The sequence below is a fragment of the Streptomyces sp. NPDC001315 genome (assembly GCF_042896175.1).
Taxonomy (GTDB): Bacteria; Actinomycetota; Actinomycetes; order Streptomycetales; family Streptomycetaceae; genus Streptomyces.
Genome location: NZ_JBIAWZ010000002.1, coordinates 405,280 through 420,320 on the forward strand (window position 1 = coordinate 405,280; position 15,041 = coordinate 420,320).

At 70.6% G+C, this 15,041-nt stretch carries 15 protein-coding genes; 5 read left to right on the forward strand and 10 right to left on the reverse strand.

The features are described from left to right. Positions 1-89: 89 nt before the first annotated feature. On the reverse strand, positions 90-1,202 hold the full coding sequence (locus ACFY16_RS09005) for an SDR family oxidoreductase (RefSeq protein ID WP_390646427.1): 1,113 nt from the start codon (positions 1,200-1,202) through the stop codon (positions 90-92). Positions 1,203-1,393: 191 nt separating this feature from the next. Here ACFY16_RS09005 and ACFY16_RS09010 point away from each other — a divergent pair, with 191 nt between their 5' ends. Further along, positions 1,394-2,824: a zinc-dependent metalloprotease gene (locus tag ACFY16_RS09010; protein WP_390646428.1), complete on the forward strand. Its 1,431-nt coding sequence runs from the start codon at positions 1,394-1,396 to the stop codon at positions 2,822-2,824. After that, on the forward strand, positions 2,821-3,342 hold the full coding sequence (locus ACFY16_RS09015; protein ID WP_390646429.1) for an NUDIX hydrolase: 522 nt from the start codon (positions 2,821-2,823) through the stop codon (positions 3,340-3,342). The genes ACFY16_RS09010 and ACFY16_RS09015 overlap by 4 nt, the downstream gene beginning before the upstream one ends. 59 nt (positions 3,343-3,401) lie before the next feature. Here ACFY16_RS09015 and ACFY16_RS09020 read toward each other — a convergent pair whose 3' ends face one another. The 4 genes from ACFY16_RS09020 to ACFY16_RS09035 form a co-directional block, all read right to left on the reverse strand. Next, the gene (locus ACFY16_RS09020) at positions 3,402-4,157 is read right to left on the reverse strand and encodes an AIM24 family protein (RefSeq protein WP_390646430.1); all 756 of its coding nucleotides are present in this window, start codon (positions 4,155-4,157) and stop codon (positions 3,402-3,404) included. Between the two features lie 18 nt (positions 4,158-4,175). Further along, a complete protein-coding gene (locus ACFY16_RS09025; RefSeq protein ID WP_390646431.1) occupies positions 4,176-4,856 on the reverse strand; it encodes an AIM24 family protein in 681 nt (226 codons plus the stop codon). Positions 4,857-4,867: 11 nt separating this feature from the next. After that, positions 4,868-6,571, reverse strand: coding sequence for a TerD family protein (locus ACFY16_RS09030; RefSeq protein ID WP_390646432.1), 1,704 nt, complete (start codon positions 6,569-6,571; stop codon positions 4,868-4,870). Positions 6,572-6,709: 138 nt separating this feature from the next. Further along, the gene (locus ACFY16_RS09035) at positions 6,710-7,306 is read right to left on the reverse strand and encodes a M48 family metallopeptidase (RefSeq protein WP_390646433.1); all 597 of its coding nucleotides are present in this window, start codon (positions 7,304-7,306) and stop codon (positions 6,710-6,712) included. Positions 7,307-7,613: 307 nt separating this feature from the next. Between ACFY16_RS09035 and ACFY16_RS09040 the strand changes: the two genes are divergently transcribed. Further along, positions 7,614-8,825: a TOMM precursor leader peptide-binding protein gene (locus tag ACFY16_RS09040; protein WP_390646434.1), complete on the forward strand. Its 1,212-nt coding sequence runs from the start codon at positions 7,614-7,616 to the stop codon at positions 8,823-8,825. Then, positions 8,818-10,185, forward strand: a complete 1,368-nt coding sequence (locus ACFY16_RS09045; RefSeq protein WP_390646435.1) for an ABC1 kinase family protein — start codon at positions 8,818-8,820, stop codon at positions 10,183-10,185. Before ACFY16_RS09040 ends, ACFY16_RS09045 begins: the two co-directional genes overlap by 8 nt. Before the next feature lie 462 nt (positions 10,186-10,647). Here ACFY16_RS09045 and ACFY16_RS09050 read toward each other — a convergent pair whose 3' ends face one another. From ACFY16_RS09050 to ACFY16_RS09065, 4 genes are all read right to left on the reverse strand, one after another. Then, on the reverse strand, positions 10,648-10,971 hold the full coding sequence (locus tag ACFY16_RS09050) for a hypothetical protein (protein WP_390646436.1): 324 nt from the start codon (positions 10,969-10,971) through the stop codon (positions 10,648-10,650). Next, positions 10,968-11,336, reverse strand: coding sequence for a WhiB family transcriptional regulator (locus ACFY16_RS09055; RefSeq protein WP_390646437.1), 369 nt, complete (start codon positions 11,334-11,336; stop codon positions 10,968-10,970). Before ACFY16_RS09055 ends, ACFY16_RS09050 begins: the two co-directional genes overlap by 4 nt. A 177-nt stretch (positions 11,337-11,513) precedes the next feature. Then, positions 11,514-11,837, reverse strand: a complete 324-nt coding sequence (locus ACFY16_RS09060; RefSeq protein WP_390646438.1) for a hypothetical protein — start codon at positions 11,835-11,837, stop codon at positions 11,514-11,516. Positions 11,838-12,004: 167 nt separating this feature from the next. Beyond that, complete coding sequence (locus tag ACFY16_RS09065) at positions 12,005-14,203, reverse strand: ATP-dependent DNA helicase UvrD2 (RefSeq protein WP_390646439.1); 2,199 nt, start codon at positions 14,201-14,203, stop codon at positions 12,005-12,007. A 184-nt stretch (positions 14,204-14,387) separates the two neighbouring features. Here ACFY16_RS09065 and ACFY16_RS09070 point away from each other — a divergent pair, with 184 nt between their 5' ends. Next, positions 14,388-14,645, forward strand: coding sequence for a mycoredoxin (locus ACFY16_RS09070; RefSeq protein WP_390646440.1), 258 nt, complete (start codon positions 14,388-14,390; stop codon positions 14,643-14,645). 110 nt (positions 14,646-14,755) lie between these two features. Here the strand turns inward: ACFY16_RS09070 and ACFY16_RS09075 are convergent, their stop codons facing one another. Beyond that, positions 14,756-15,040, reverse strand: a complete 285-nt coding sequence (locus ACFY16_RS09075; protein ID WP_390646441.1) for a hypothetical protein — start codon at positions 15,038-15,040, stop codon at positions 14,756-14,758. Between the last annotated feature and the right edge of the window lies 1 nt (position 15,041).

Sequence of the window (15,041 nt, forward strand, 5' to 3'; positions counted from 1 at the left end):
AGTCTCCTACAGGGGGTGCGCCGTTCGATGATCTTCAGCCTCGTGGGGCGGCGGAGCCGAGAAAACCCGACACCCACCGCGCCCGGGCCTCAGATCCGCCGCCGAGCCTTCCGCGCCCGCCGCACGACCGCCGCCGCGCCCAGCAGAGCCACCGTCGCTCCCGCCGCACCCGCGGCCGTCGCATCCTTGCGTCCCAGCCGCCGCCCGACGACCGTACGCCTCCCGGAGACCTCGTCCAGAAGCTCCGCGAGCACCTCCTCGTTGGTCCACTGCGGCCGCCACCCCGCGTCATGGAGCCGGCTCCCGCTCACCACCCAGGGGTGCATCGTGTACGCCAGGTCCCCCGCCGGGGACGGCGTGAGCCCGATCCGGTGCAGCCGGGCCGCCGCCCCCAGAGCGACCGCCGACGGAAGCTCCATCCGCCGGATCCCGCTCAGCTCCTCGACCTCCTCCTGCTCCAGCCACCCGTCGCAGCCGACGGCGAGCTCCCCCTCGACCTTCTCCAGGACTGCGTACTCCAGAGCACTGCACAGGTCTTCGACATGACAGAACTGCCACGCGGGCCGCGATCCGGCCACGACGAGCAGCCGAGGCGACTCGAAATACCTGGTCAGCGCGGTGTCCGTCTCACCGACGAGTACCGCCGGGCGCACCACGGTGACATTGAGCCCCGGATGCGCCCGCGGAGCGCGCCGCGCCAGCCGCTCGATCTCCAACAGGTCGCCGACCCCCGTGGCCTCGGCGGTCGCGCGCAGCTCGGCGTCCTCCGACAGCGGCAGCTCGTTGTCCGGCAGCGCCCCGTAGACCATCGCGGAGGTGCACAGCACCACCCGGTGCACTCCGGCGGCCGCGGCCGCCGTCAGGACGGTCTGCGTCCCCCGGACGTTGTAAGCCGTACGAGCGGCTGTATCGCTGCCCAGGTCCAGGTCGAGCGCCAGGTGCACCACCACGTCCGCGCCCCGCAGCTTGTCCGCGATGGCCGGATCCCGCACGTCGAGAATGTGCCACTGTGCCTGCGCGCACTCGCCCCGACGCTCGTCGATGGCGATGACCTGCTTGACCTCCTCCGATGCGGCGAGCCGCTCGGTGAGCAGCGCACCTACGCCGGACGCGGCGCCGGTGACCGCGACGACGGGGCCGCGGGCGGCGGCAGGGGTTGAGTGGTTTCGCGCTGCGCGAACCTGCGGATCTGGGGAACTCACCGGGTGTCTCCAGCGGTTGTCTTCATACGAGCGCGAGGGACGCGTACGTACCAGGTGGCATCCATCCTGCCGCAGGCTCTCTGTGGGCGAAGCACCGAGGCCTGATCCGCCCGCGGTGTCTAGGCTGGGTGCTGTTGTCGGGCAGTCGTGCCGCCGGAAAGAACCGGTGGCCTTACCAGCCGAGGAATCCCGTGAGTGACACCCCATTCGGATTCGGCCTTCCGCCGGAGGAGCCGGAGAACGGCGACGAGGGCAAGAAGAAGGACCAGGAGAGCGGTGGTGGTCAGGGACCGGCCAACCCGTTCGGTTTCGGGCCCGGAGGCCCTGGTGGCCCCGGCGCGGACAATCCGCTCGCTGCCATGTTCGGTTCGCTGAACCCCAACGACCTGGGCGCCGCGTTCCAGCAGCTGGGCCAGATGCTCTCGTACGAGGGCGGCCCGGTGAACTGGGACATGGCCAAGCAGATCGCCCGCCAGACGGTCGCCCAGGGCACCTCTGACGGGGTCAAGGACGCGAGCGTCGGTCCCGCCGAGCGGACCGCGGTCGAGGAGGCCGTACGCCTGGCCGACCTGTGGCTGGACGACGCGACGTCCCTGCCGTCCGGTGCCGGCTCCGCGGTGGCGTGGTCCCGCGCGGAGTGGGTCGAGGCGACCCTGCCCGCGTGGAAGGAGCTCGTCGACCCGGTCGCCGAGCGCGTCGGAGCTGCGATGGGCGACGTCCTGCCGGAGGAGATGCAGGCCATGGCCGGCCCGCTGATCGGCATGATGCGCTCCATGGGCGGTGCCATGTTCGGCACGCAGATCGGGCAGGCCGTCGGCGTGCTCGCGGGCGAGGTCGTCGGCTCGACCGACATCGGCCTGCCGCTCGGCCCGGCCGGCAAGGCCGCGCTGCTGCCGGTGAACATCGAGACGTTCGGCAAGGACCTGGGCGTGCCGAAGGAGGAGGTGCGGCTGTATCTCGCCCTGCGGGAGGCCGCCCACCAGCGTCTGTTCGCGCACGTGCCGTGGCTGCGCTCGCACCTGTTCGGCGCGGTCGACGGGTACGCGCGCGGGATCAAGGTCGACACGGCCAAGCTGGAGGACGTGGTCGGCCAGTTCGACCCGCAGAACCCGGAGCAGCTTCAGGACGCCCTTCAGCAGGGCATGTTCCAGCCGGAGGACACGCCGGAGCAGAAGGCCGCCCTGGCCCGTCTGGAGACGGCCCTGGCGCTCGTCGAGGGATGGGTGGACGCGGTGGTCCACGCGGCCGCGAAGCCCCGCCTGTCGTCCGCGGACGCGCTGCGTGAGATGCTGCGCCGCCGTCGCGCCACGGGCGGCCCGGCCGAGCAGACGTTCGCCACGCTGATCGGCCTCGAGCTGCGCCCGCGCCGTCTGCGCGACGCGTCCCGGCTGTGGGCGTCTCTCACGGACGCGCGTGGCGTCGACGGCCGTGACGCCCTGTGGGCCCACCCGGACATGCTGCCGACGGCCACCGACCTGGACGACCCGGACGGTTTCGTGCACCGCGAGCAGATGGACTTCTCCGAGTGGGACAAGATGCTGGGCGAGGCGGCGAGCAGTGGCTCGGGCGAGACCCCGGACCTGAAGAAGCACGAGGACACGAAGGACGACGACACCGAGTGAGCCTGTACGACGACACGGTCCTCGTACTGAAGGAGTACGACGGTCAGGAAGAGCTGCGCCAGGCCTACCTGGACCACCTCGCGGCGCACCCGGACGGCATGTGGAAGTCCTGCCACGCCGGCCACGTGACCGCGAGCGCCCTGGTGGTCGACCCCGCGCACGGCCGGGTCCTGCTGACCCTGCACAAGAAGCTGCGCATGTGGCTGCAGATGGGCGGCCACTGCGAGCCCGGCGACGATGCCCTGGCGACGGCGGCACTTCGCGAGGCGACGGAGGAGTCGGGCATCGCGGGCCTGACGCTGCTTCCGGGCGGCCCGGTGCGGCTGGACCGGCACCCGATCCCGCCGCCGTGCCACTGCCACTTCGACGTCCAGTACGCGGTCGTGGCGCCTCCGGACGCGCAGCACGCGATCAGCGACGAGTCCCTCGACGTGCGGTGGTTCGCGTACGACGACGTGGCGAACGTGGCGGACGACTCCGTCGTACGACTGCTGGACGCGACCCGCGCCCGGCTCTGATCGCCCTGAACGTCCGAGGGGCGACCGCCTCCGCGGTCACCCCTCGGACGTATGTTCGGTCAGCTCCAGACGTTCCCCTGGTTCTGGCCCCGCGCCCCCTGCTGGCCCATGCCGAACTGCGCGGCGAGGCCCTGACCGATCTGGGCGTTCTGGGGCGGCAGCAGCTCGCTGGGCTGGACGAGCGCGAAGCCGCTGCCCATGAAGCTGAGCTCCCAGCCCTCGCCGGTACTTCCACGGCGCCGCCACACCCCGGAGGAGTGCGTCTGGGCCTGCATCTGGACACGCAGGCCGGTGGACCAGGCGACGATCGCGTCGGCGTCGCAGTTGACGTACTTGTCGGGCGTGACCTGCATCATCAGCGGCGCGCCCGAGGTCATCAGGGCGACCTTGCCGCGGCCGGTGATGTTGAGCTGGTACTTCCCCGAGCCGGAGATGCCGTACAGGCTGTCCACCGCGATGACCTCGTGGTGCAGGGACGAGTCCATCGCGAGCACGTAGCTGCTGTCGACGGTCAGCCCGTCCTGCTCCACGTCCACGAGGTGGACGTGCTGGGCGAGGTTGGCGAAGAACACCGTGCCCTGCCCGTGGCAGCGCATCAGGTCCAGGCCCTCCCCGGTGTACGCACGCGCGCGTGACCGGTTGCTGTTCTGGTACTCGGCGTCGAACTCGACGAGGCCCTGGTAGGCGACCATGGTGCCCTTGCGGGCCAGGATGTCGTCGTGCCCCTCCAGGGCGACGCGCAGCATCTGCTTGTTCTGCAGGCTCCAGCGTTGCTGGGTCTGCTGGTCGTTGTGGGCGAAAAGCGGGCTCTGCATGGTGACTCTGGCTCCCCCTCAGCCCCGGACCCGGAGGCGGTCGGTGCTGTCCTCGCTGGGCTGGACGACGACGATGCCCTGGCCGGAGAAGGCCATCTGGTAGGCCTCGCCGCTGCCCCGGCCGATCAGTGACTGCGCCTTGAAGCTGCGCTTGCCCTTCACCTTGAGGTTCGGGGACCAGGCGACGAGCGCGTCGGGGTCGACGTACGTCTCGTCCTCGCCGCCGCCGCAGTCGACGACGATCGGCTTGCCCCGGGAGGTCAGCGCGACCCAGCCCTGCCCGGAGATCTTCGTGTTCCACAGGCCCTGCCCGGCGAACTTCGCCAGCCCCTTGACCCGTTCGACGCCCCACGTCAGGTGGGCGTCGAAGGCGAGCAGGTTGGTGGCGTTGACGGAGATGCCGTCGCCGTTGAGGTTGATCACGACGACGTTCGCGCCGTAGTCGGCGAGGTAGAGCAATCCGTCGCCGGAGGCCTTCATCAGGGGCGCGCCCTCGCCGGTGACCCAGTCTCGGGCGATCTGACGCACGGCCGGCGGGTTGGGCTCGTACTGGACGAAGCCTTCGTAGGCGACCATCGACCCCACGCGCGCGAGGAGGTCGTTTCCGGTCTGCATGGCGACCTTCAGCATGTGGTTGCCGTGGTTCTCCATGCGGGCGGTGACGGGTGCCGGGGCGTAGCCCGCGAGCGGCTGGTTCATGACGGGCTCCCTCAGACCTCGTACGGCTGGACGACGATGAAGTTGCCGGGGGCGCCCCGGAACTGCAGGTTGACGCTCTCGCCGGTGTCGCCCGGGTAGGCATTGCGCCGCATCCGGACCTGGCTGGAGACGATCACCTGGGAGGCTGCCGACCAGGCGACCACCGCGTTGCAGTCGGCGAAAGTGGTCGGGGTGACGGGCAGCACGACGGGCGTGCCGTGCGTCTTCACGACGATGGTGCCGGTGCCCTGGAACTGCATCGTGAACAGGGCGCCCCCGGGGATGCCGTGTCCCTCGACCCGGCGGACCTCGTACTGGAGGCTCTCGTCGAAGGCGAGAACGTTCTCGGCGGAGACGCAGATCGCGTCGCCCTGGAGTTCGATCGGGTGCAGATGAGTGGAGTTCTCGGCGAGGAACACCTGGCCCTGACCGGTACAGCGCATCAGCTGCATCTCCTGGCCGGTCGCGTTGCCCACGATCCGGCCGGCGAACCCGGCGCCCTTGTAGCTGAAGTCGACCTTGCCCTGGTAGAGCACCATGCTGCCCTGCCGCGCCAGCACGGGCTGGCCCCCGATCCCGAGGTCGACGCGGATGAGCTTCTTGTTCTGCTGCGTCCAGCGCTGCCCGGTGGGCGTCTCCTTGAACTGCTGGAACGCGGCGGTCACCCCGGCACCGCCCTGGGGAGCACCCTGCGGCACTCCGTAGGGGGCGGCCTGCTGGCCCGGGACCTGCCCGAACGGCGGCTGCTGGCCGTAGCCCGGAGGCGGGGTCGGCTGCCCGTAGCCGGGAGGCGGCGTCGGTGCCTGGGGTGCCTGGGCATACCCGGGGGGCATGGGTGCACTCGGGGCGGCCGGGGCCTGCTGACCGTAGGGCTGCTGCGGCTGCCCGTAGGGGGCGGGAGCGGGCGCTGGGGGCGGCGGTACGGTGCCGCCGCCGGGCGGGGTCAGGGGCGCGACGATGGTCGGCGCGGCATGTACCGAGGGGGCGGGAGCCGGGGGCGGCGGGGTGGCGCCCGGAGGGGGCGCGAAGCCCTGGGCGGCGGGCTGGGGCTGCGGCGGCGCCGGGGCAGGTGCGGGAGCCGGGGCCGAGGGAGCGCCGAAGGCCGGCGGCGCAGCGGTCTGGGCGGGCGGGGCGAAGCCGGGAGCGGCACCGCTCTGCGGCTGCTGCGGGGCGGCGGGCGCCTCCTCCTCGAGGACCTCACCGCCGAAGTTCTTCAGCAGCGCGTCGAGCCCGCCGTCGAAGCCCTGTCCCACGGCCGCGAACCGCCACACGTCCTTCAGATAGAAGTCGCCCAGCATCACGGCCCGTTCGGTGGAGAACTCGGAGCCGTTGAAGGAGTACCGCGCCACCTCCTCGCCGCCCGCGACGATCCGGATGTATCCGGGCCCGACCTGCGACATCTGCCCTGCGCCGTCGATCGTCGCCGTGAAGGACAGCTTCTGGATCTGCGGCGGGATCCGGTCGAGCGTCACCCGGAAGGACTCCGTGTCGCCCGCCTGGGGGCCCAGGAGCTGAACGGCCTCCTCGGGGGACTTCGGCTGATTGAAGAAGATGAAGTATCGGTCGTCCGACAGTCGTTCGTCTGCGTCGAGACCGAAGCAGCTGATGTCGAAGCCCAGTCCGGGGCCGCTGATCTGCACGCCTACGTACAGATCGGTGCCCGCGGTGAGGTCACTGATCTTGGCCTTGTGGCCGCGTTGGAATTCCCTGGCCATGCGTAACGACCGTCCCCCATCCCGAATACGAGTGCGTCGCGCCAGGCTAACGGCAAACCCGGACACCGGACGAAGTCGGTACAGTCCCGGTACACAAGGCGTGTTCAGCACTGCCGGAAGCTCCGCCGCGGGGCGAGATCACTCGCTGCGCGCACCGGGCAAATGGGGCAGCCGGTCGGCGGCCACCACCCCTTCGAGATAACCCCGGGCCCGCTCGGTACGCGGGTACGCGTCCAGTAGCCGCCAGAAACGCGGCCCGTGTCCGGGCACGAGCAGATGGGCCAGCTCGTGGAGGAGCACGTAGTCGACGACGTACTCGGGCATGCCCTGCAGCCGGTGCGACAGACGGATGCTGCCCTCGGCCGGCGTGCACGAGCCCCAGCGCGTGTTCTGGTTGGTGACCCAGCGCACGGACGCGGGCCGGGCGCGGCCGTCGAAGTACTGGGCCGACAGCCGTTCGGCGCGCTCGGCCAGCTCGCCGTCGCCGAGCACTCGCCTGGCGTCCTGGGCCGCCAGCTTGTCGAGCATGACAGTCACCCAGCGCTGCTCCTCCGCCTCGGACATCCGGGCAGGGATGAGCACGACGGTGCGATCGCCCTCGCGGTACGCGGAGACCGTCCTGCGTCGACGGGCACTCCTGCGCACCTCGATCGCGCTCGCCCCTGAGCCGCTCGGCGGCTGGCTCGTCGTGCTGCGCTGTGGAGTTCCGGCACGGTGCAGTGGGTCGGCGGACACGCCCCGACGTTACCCGCTGCACACGGGGGAAGTCCCGACTCCGGGACGGTTCGGTTCCGATCCCCCACTCTGCGTTTAATTTGTACGACGAATACCCCCTGCCTGTGGACAACTTTCGGCGCCGCGCGGCCGGGCCGGGCATGCTGGCACTCGCCGGCGGAGCGTGGACCGACCTCCATCGGCGAAGGGGGACGTTCCGTACGTTCTGTGACTTCCCTCGCGTTCCTCCGACCTCCTCCGACCTCCCTCGACTCTCTTCCGACCTCCCTCGACTCCTTCGACTTCCTTTCGGCTACGGGGGCCTGCGATGCATCCGATGGTGAAGCCCGCGCTGCGGCGTGGCTGGCGTGATCTCAACACCGTGCAGTTCGGGATGACCCCCGCGCACGCGATGACGCTCGGTCCGATGGACACGGCGACCGGCAGCTTCCTCGATCTGATCAACGGCACGCGCGGCCTCGCACTCCTGCGCGAAGAAGGCCGCCGGATGGACCTGCCCGACGGACATGTCGACACGCTGGTGGCACGCCTCGCACATGCCGGGCTCCTCGACGACGCAAGAGGGGGCGGACCGCCCGCCGACGCCCTGCGGAGCAAGAAGGAGGTCCTCGACCGACTGCGCCCCGATCTGGCGTCGCTTTCGCTGACGACCTCCGAACCGGGCGACGCGATCGGGATCCTGGCCGCTCGCCGCTCTCTGCGGGTCCAGGTGAGGGGCGCCGGCCGGGTCGGCGCGGTCCTGGCCGGTCTGCTGTCGGGCGCGGGAGTCGGTGAGGTCGACGTGCGTGACGGCGGCCGCGTCGAGCCCTGGGACGTGGCTCCGGGTGGGCTGCCCGCCGAGGCGGTCGGGGAGCGCAGGGACGATGCGGCCCGTCGCGCCGCACGCAGGGCGGCACCGGACCGCCCACCGCGCCGTGCCGCCGGCTCGCCCGGAGGCACAGACGAGCGGGGCTTCTCCCTGGTGATCCTCGCCCCACGGGACGATGTCGCCGTGCACGCACCCGCCCCGTCCGCCGCCGAACCCCTCATCGCCTCCGGTACGCCCCACCTGTACGCCGGGGTCGTGGAGGCGACCGGCGTCGTCGGCCCCCTCGTCCTTCCCGGCGAGACGGGTTGTGCCGGCTGCCTGCACGAGGGGCGCAGCGAACGGGACCCGACCTGGCCCCGTATGGTCGCCCAGTGGCACTCCGGGAAGTCCGGCCAGGTCCGCGCCTGCGACCTGACGCTGGCCACGACCGTCGCCGGGCTGGCGGCCGCCCACGCGCTCGCCTTCCTGGACGGCCGGATCCCCTCCACCGCGGGGGCTCGCTGGGAGGTCTCGCTGCCCGGTCTTCAGTGGCATGCGCGGCCGGTCTGGGCACACTCTGCATGCTCATGCGGGGCCGCGGAGAAAGGTAAGGGAGAACACACCGCTCAGGACGGGGAGTCGCACGAGACAATGGCTGAGCAACGGTCGTCAACGGAGTGCCTTACGGCAGGTGCGGCGCGGCCGGCTGGGACTTGGAGGGCGCATGTCTGATCTTCCGCGCAAGGCGGTCACCCGGACCGCCAAGCTCGCCGCGCTCCCGCTCGGCTTCGCCGGCCGGGCAACCTGGGGACTCGGCAAACGGATCGTGGGCGAGTCCGCCGACATCGTCGGCCGCGAGCTGCAGCAGCGCACGGCGGAGCAGTTGTTCAAGGTGCTCGGTGAGCTCAAGGGCGGGGCAATGAAGTTCGGACAGGCCATGTCCGTCTTCGAGTCGGCGCTGCCCGAGGAAGTCGCCGGCCCCTACCGGGCCGCACTGACCAAGCTCCAGGAAGCGGCGCCCCCCATGCCCACGCGGACCGTGCACACCGTTCTGGCGGAGCGGCTCGGCGACGACTGGCACGACCTGTTCGAGGAATTCGAGGACAAGCCGGCCGCGGCGGCCTCGATCGGCCAGGTGCACCGGGCGGTGTGGCACGACGGCCGCGAGGTCGCGGTCAAGGTGCAGTATCCCGGAGCGGGCGAGGCCCTGCTGTCCGACCTCAACCAACTGAGCCGCTTCGCACGCCTGTTGGGCCCTCTCATTCCCGGCATGGACATCAAGCCCTTGATCGCCGAACTCCGGGACCGCGTCTCCGAGGAGCTCGACTACGGGCTGGAGGCGCAGGCCCAGCAGGCCCACGCGGAGGAGTTCGCGGACGACCCGGACGTGCTGGTGCCGGCGGTGGTCCACCAGTGCGACCAGGTCCTGATCACCGAGTGGATCGACGGCGTCCCACTGTCCGAGGTGATCGCCGACGGCACACAGGGCCAGCGCGACCGCGCCGGCCAGCTGCTGGCCCGTTTCCTCTTCTCCGGCCCGGCCCGCACCGGCCTGCTGCACGCCGACCCGCACCCGGGAAACTTCCGGCTGCTGCCGGGCGGCCCGGACGGCGAGGACGACTGGCGCCTGGGCGTCCTCGACTTCGGCACGGTCGACCGCCTCCCGGGCGGCCTTCCGACGCCCATCGGCGACTCGCTCCGGATGACCCTCGACGGCCAGGCCGAGGCCGTCTACGAGCTCCTGTGCGCGGAGGGCTTCGTCAAGGACTCCATCGAGCTGGACCCCGACGCGGTCCTCGACTACCTCCTGCCGATCATCGAGCCGGCCCGGGTCGAGGCGTTCACCTTCACCCGAGGCTGGATGCGCAGCCAGGCCGGCCGCGTCGCCGACCCCCGCTCCCCCGCCTACCAACTCGGCAAGCGCCTCAACCTCCCCCCGGCATACCTCCTGATACACCGTGTGACCCTCAGCACGATCGGCGTCCTGTGCCAACTCGGCTCGACGGTGCGTCTACGCGAGGAACTGGAGGAGTGGCTCCCAGGCTTCCTGCCGGAGGTGGAGGAGACGGAGGATCCGGCTGCGGAAGCGTGAGTCCGCAGTGGCACGACGTCATGCACCTCTTCGTACTCCGCAGGTGAGACGGAGACGGTGACGGACGGCAGTCATCCGGCGCTCGGGTGCGACGTGGAGACCGATCAGGTGGTGCTGCTGATAGGGCCCCGGAGACCGGTCTCACCACCAGGCCGAGTCCAGCCGCCCCTCGATCGCTCTGAGATTGTCGCGGGCGCAGGTGTCGCAGAAGTAGTTGCGGGTCCCGTTCTCCACGGAACAGGTCCAAGTGGGCTGCGGGCCTTCGGCCGGTTTGCCGCAGCGGGCACACACGACGGGGCGTGGCTCCGTTGCGAAGCCACCGTTGTCACTGCCTCCGGAAAGACTCGTCACCCGGTGACGATATCGCCGCGCCCGGCGGATCGGCGATTACAACGCACCGTGGGGGCCGGTCCGTTCGCACGGACCGACCCCCACGGGGAACCAACGCTTCAGTGTGGTCGGTTACTGCATGACCGCCATGGCGAGCGCCCGGCGGGCACGCAGCGAGGCGCGCTCGGCCCGGCGCTGCATCCGGCGGGCGGTCGCCAGGCGCATGGCCCGGCGTTCCCGCTCCGCCTCCTGCAGCCGGTCGTGCATATGCGCACGAGCCAGGGCTTCTGGGATGAGTTGCATCTCTCGGGTCCTGTTCTGACGCGAGTCGGTCGCGCCGGTGGTGGTGAAGTCTGGGGTCGCGAAGCCTGTGGGCTCGCTGGTGGACGGCTTCATCGGGGCCTGCTTCTTGGGGTCGTTCGTGAGGGGACGGTCGATCGTTCCTGCGGGGTTCATGCCGTGACCGGGTTCTTGCGCGGGCGGCCACGCGGCCGCTTCCGGGCGACGACGACACCCTGGACGAACAGCTCGCCACCCCAGACGCCCCAGGGCTCACGCCGCTCCGTAGCGCCGGCGAGGCAGGCCTCGATCAGCGGGCAGGTGCGGCAGAGGGACTTGGCGTACTCGACGTCCGCCGGCGACTCGGCGAAGAAGACCTCCGGGTCGTAGGACCGGCAAGGGACGGGTACGCCGAGGTTCTCGATGGCGTCGTCGAGCGCGGTGAGCGCGGTGAGCGGGGTCAAGGTGGGGTCCTCCGTGAGGCCGGGCTTGGGGATCGCTTCGGAAGGCGGTACGGACGGGGCGTGCGCTTCGAGTTGCACGGCTGGTCTTCCTCGTCTGGTCGGTCCGGTCGTGTTGGACCGGGTGTCGGCTTGGTACCGGGTTCTTTTCTTGTCCCGAGGCCCCTTCGCTCCGTCATCCCCGTTCGAGGACAAACAGAAGGGCCGCGGATCCCGGATGGGGTTCCGCGGCCCTGAAGGCGCCGGCCTGATCGACGATCAGGCTGGATCACTCCAGGGTTCTGGCCCACGGAAGGCCCACATCAGGTGATGCTGCGTCGTCTGCTCCCGGAATCCGGCACCGGTCGCCGTAAAGGCATAGGCCTTGGCCTGCGCCGCTACTGCTGCTTCCAGTGCCTTGGTCGGTCGCTCATTGCGCTCACGGATGGGAAGACCCGCGAGAGACAGGGAGGACGCCGGACGGGCGGCAGAAATGCCGGACAGACCGGTGCCCAGGTACGAAACGCCGAGCATGCACGCGGAGACGACCGAGCGATCGGTCATTTTCACGGTGCTGGTGGAGCTGCTCTTGATGCTGATCACTGGAATCGCCTCCTCTCGGCGTCTCGGGGGACCGGGGGTGAGCCCAGTCCGACGGATATGCAAGTACAGCACGGAATCGGGGCCTCCGAGAAGGCCTCCGTTCCCGTGCCTAAGAACCTATGGGGATTGCTGGGGCATGCGCAAACTATTTTTTCGACGAGTTCGTATCAGTCCCCGTCGTCATCTCCCCCTGGCTCCCGACCTGCGCAGATGGCCAGGACGTCGGCCCCGTAGCGGCTGAGCTTGCGGGCCCCGACGCCCGGGATCCGCGCCAGGTCGCCCGGTTCGTCGGGGGCGGCCTCGGCGATCGCCATCAGGGTCTTGTCCGTGAAGACGCAGAACGCGGGCTGTCCACTGCTGCTCGCCTGCACCCCACGCCACTCGCGCAGCCGCTCGTAGAGACCCTCGTCCATGTCCGAGGGGCAGTCCTCGCAGCGCATCAGCTTCATCTCACCGGCGTCGGTCAGTGTGCGTCCACAGACCCGGCAGCGGGCAGGGGTGCGGTGCCGGCGGCGCGGGACGGTGGCCTGTCCCCCGACGGTGAAGCCACGTTCGATACCGCCGGCGGCGCCCGGACCGGTACGGCCGGCGGTGGTGGTCGAGCCGGGGCGCAGCCCGTCGAGGAAGCGGCTGGGGCGGCGGTTGGGGCGGCCGCCCGGCGAGCGGGAGAGCGCCCAGGAGACGTGCAGATGCGCGCGGGCGCGGGTGACGCCGACATAGAGCAGGCGGCGCTCTTCCTCGACCTGCTCGTCGGTCTTGGCGTAGGTGATCGGCATCATGCCCTCGGCGACACCGACCAGGAAGACGACATCCCACTCGAGGCCCTTGGCCGAATGCAGGGAGGCAAGAGTGACGCCCTGCACGGTGGGGGCGTGCTGGGCGCTCGCGCGCTCGTCGAGTTCGGCGACAAGGTCGCTCAGAGTGGCGCCCGGCTTCGCCGAGGCGAAGTCATGGGCGAGGTTCACCAGGGCGGCGAGCGACTCCCAGCGCTCCCTGACGGCGCCGGAGCCGGCCGGAGGCTGCGCGGTCCAGCCCTCGCCCGACAGCACGGCACGCACCTGGGAGGGCAGGTCGACGGCGTCGTCGAGGAGGACGTCGTTGCCGCCGAAACGGGCCGCGCCGCGCAGGGCGATACCCGCCTTTCGCACCTCGGGGCGATCGAAGAACCGCTCGGCACCGCGCAGCTGGTAGGGCACGCCGGCATCGGCGAGGGCCTGTTCGTATGTCTCCGACTGGGAGTTGGTGCGGAACAGGACGGCGATCTCGCTGGCCGGGACACCGGCGCCGATGAGGTCGCGGATGCGGCGGGCGGCGCCCTCGGCCTCGGCGGGCTCGTCGGTGTACTCGGTGTACAGGGGTTCGGGGCCCGGGGGGCGTTGGGAGATCAGTTCGAGGCGGTGGTCGGCGGCGCGGCCTCGGGCCTGGGCGAGCAGGCCGTTGGCGAGGTGGACGACCTGGGGTGTGGAGCGGTAGTCGCGCACCAGTTTGACGACGGTGGCGCCGGGGTGGTGGGTGCGGAAGTCCAGGAGGTGGTCGGGGGTCGCTCCGGTGAAGGAGTAGATCGTCTGGCTGGCGTCGCCGACCACACAGAGATTGTTCCGATCGCCGAGCCACAGCTCCAACAGGCGCTGCTGGAGGGGGCTGACGTCCTGATATTCGTCGACGACGAAGTGCTGGTACTGGGCGCGGACCTGGTCGGCGATGTCGTGCCGGTCCTGGAGGACGGCGACGGTCAGCAGCAGGACGTCCTCGAAGTCGATGACGGCCCGGTCGCGCTTGAGGTTCTCGTAGGCGGCGTAGAGCTGGGCGATCTCGGCCGGGTCGCGGGGCGTCTCACGGCCGGCCTTGGCGGCGGCGACGGCGTAGTCGGCGGGGACGGTCTGGGTGACCTTGGACCACTCGATCTCGGCGGTGGTGTCCCGCAGCTCGCCCCGGTCGAGGCGGATGCGACAGGCGGCGGCCGCATCGGCGACCAGCTGGACCTTGCGGTCGACGAGCCGGGGCATGGAGCCACCGATCGCTTTCGGCCAGAAAAACTGGAGCTGGCGCAGGGCGGCGGAGTGGAAGGTGCGGGCCTGGACGCCGACGGCACCGAGCTGGCGCAGCCGGCCGCGCATCTCTCCGGCGGCGCGGTTGGTGAAGGTGACGGCGAGCACGCTGGAGGGCTGGAGGACGCCGGCGCGTACGCCGTAGGCGATGCGGTGGGTGATGGCCCGGGTCTTGCCCGTGCCTGCGCCGGCCAGCACGCACACCGGACCGTGCAGGGCGGTGGCCACCTCGCGCTGCTCGGGGTCGAGCCCTTCGAGTACCGCGTCGGCCGAGTCCGGTACCCGCGGGAAGAGCGTGGAGTGCGTTGCTGCTGTCACACAGCCATGCTGCCAGGTCGCCCGGGACGGGTGAGCCTGTTGTCCACAGGCAGGCCCCCGCAGTCGTACTAATGCGGCAGGCGTCACGTCCCGCTCGATCGCCGGGCGGGAATGGTGGCGCTTTCAAGTACGTTCTCCCCCTGCGAGCACCCGTCCCCCGAACCGTCGAAGGAGCACGAGAGACATGCCGGGCACTGTGACGATGTACAGCACCACGTGGTGCGGCTACTGCACACGGCTGAAGAGCCAGCTGGACCGCGAGGGCATCACGTACAACGAGATCAACATCGAGCACGACCCGGACTCCGCGGCGTTCGTGGAGAAGGCGAATGGCGGAAACCAGACGGTTCCCACTGTTCAGGTAGTTCCCTCCAGTGGTGGCGCTGAGGTTGTCATGACGAACCCGAGCCTTGCGCAGGTGAAGCAGGCGCTCGGCGCCTGACTCTCGCGACGCGCGACCCCCGACCGCTCCGGTGACTGATCGGGGGTCGCTGCGTGGCCAGGCACCGCGTCGGCCAGGGAAGCCTCGCAGGCCGACGGCGAGCGACGGCGTCAGCTGAGCAGACTGGCGGGTACCGTCAGGTCCTCATGGGCGTACAGACTGGTCAGCGCCGACGGATCGCCCGCAGAGCAGACGGCGGCCACTTCGTCGATGCGACGGTCGTAGTCGGATCCTGTCGTGCCCTCGTACGCAGCGGTCATGTGACCCCACTCGTCCCACGGCAACATTTCGTACTTGCAGAGCGCGGCCAGATCACGGATGGCGTTGCCACTGATCTCGGCCGGTCCCCAAGCGTGGTCGGTCCCGGGTACCCCGAACTTCTGGGGGTCGATCAAG

Excerpts from the sequence above, each read along its gene's own strand:
- ACFY16_RS09030 (WP_390646432.1), bottom strand. The coding sequence starts at position 6,571 with ATGGCCAGGGAATTCCAACGCGGCCACAAGGCCAAGATCAGTGACCTC.
- ACFY16_RS09050 (WP_390646436.1), bottom strand. The coding sequence starts at position 10,971 with ATGAACCCCGCAGGAACGATCGACCGTCCCCTCACGAACGACCCCAAG.
- ACFY16_RS09040 (WP_390646434.1), top strand. The coding sequence starts at position 7,614 with ATGCATCCGATGGTGAAGCCCGCGCTGCGGCGTGGCTGGCGTGATCTC.
- ACFY16_RS09020 (WP_390646430.1), bottom strand. The coding sequence starts at position 4,157 with ATGCAGAGCCCGCTTTTCGCCCACAACGACCAGCAGACCCAGCAACGC.
- ACFY16_RS09025 (WP_390646431.1), bottom strand. The coding sequence starts at position 4,856 with ATGAACCAGCCGCTCGCGGGCTACGCCCCGGCACCCGTCACCGCCCGC.
- ACFY16_RS09045 (WP_390646435.1), top strand. The coding sequence starts at position 8,818 with ATGTCTGATCTTCCGCGCAAGGCGGTCACCCGGACCGCCAAGCTCGCC.
- ACFY16_RS09070 (WP_390646440.1), top strand. The coding sequence starts at position 14,388 with ATGCCGGGCACTGTGACGATGTACAGCACCACGTGGTGCGGCTACTGC.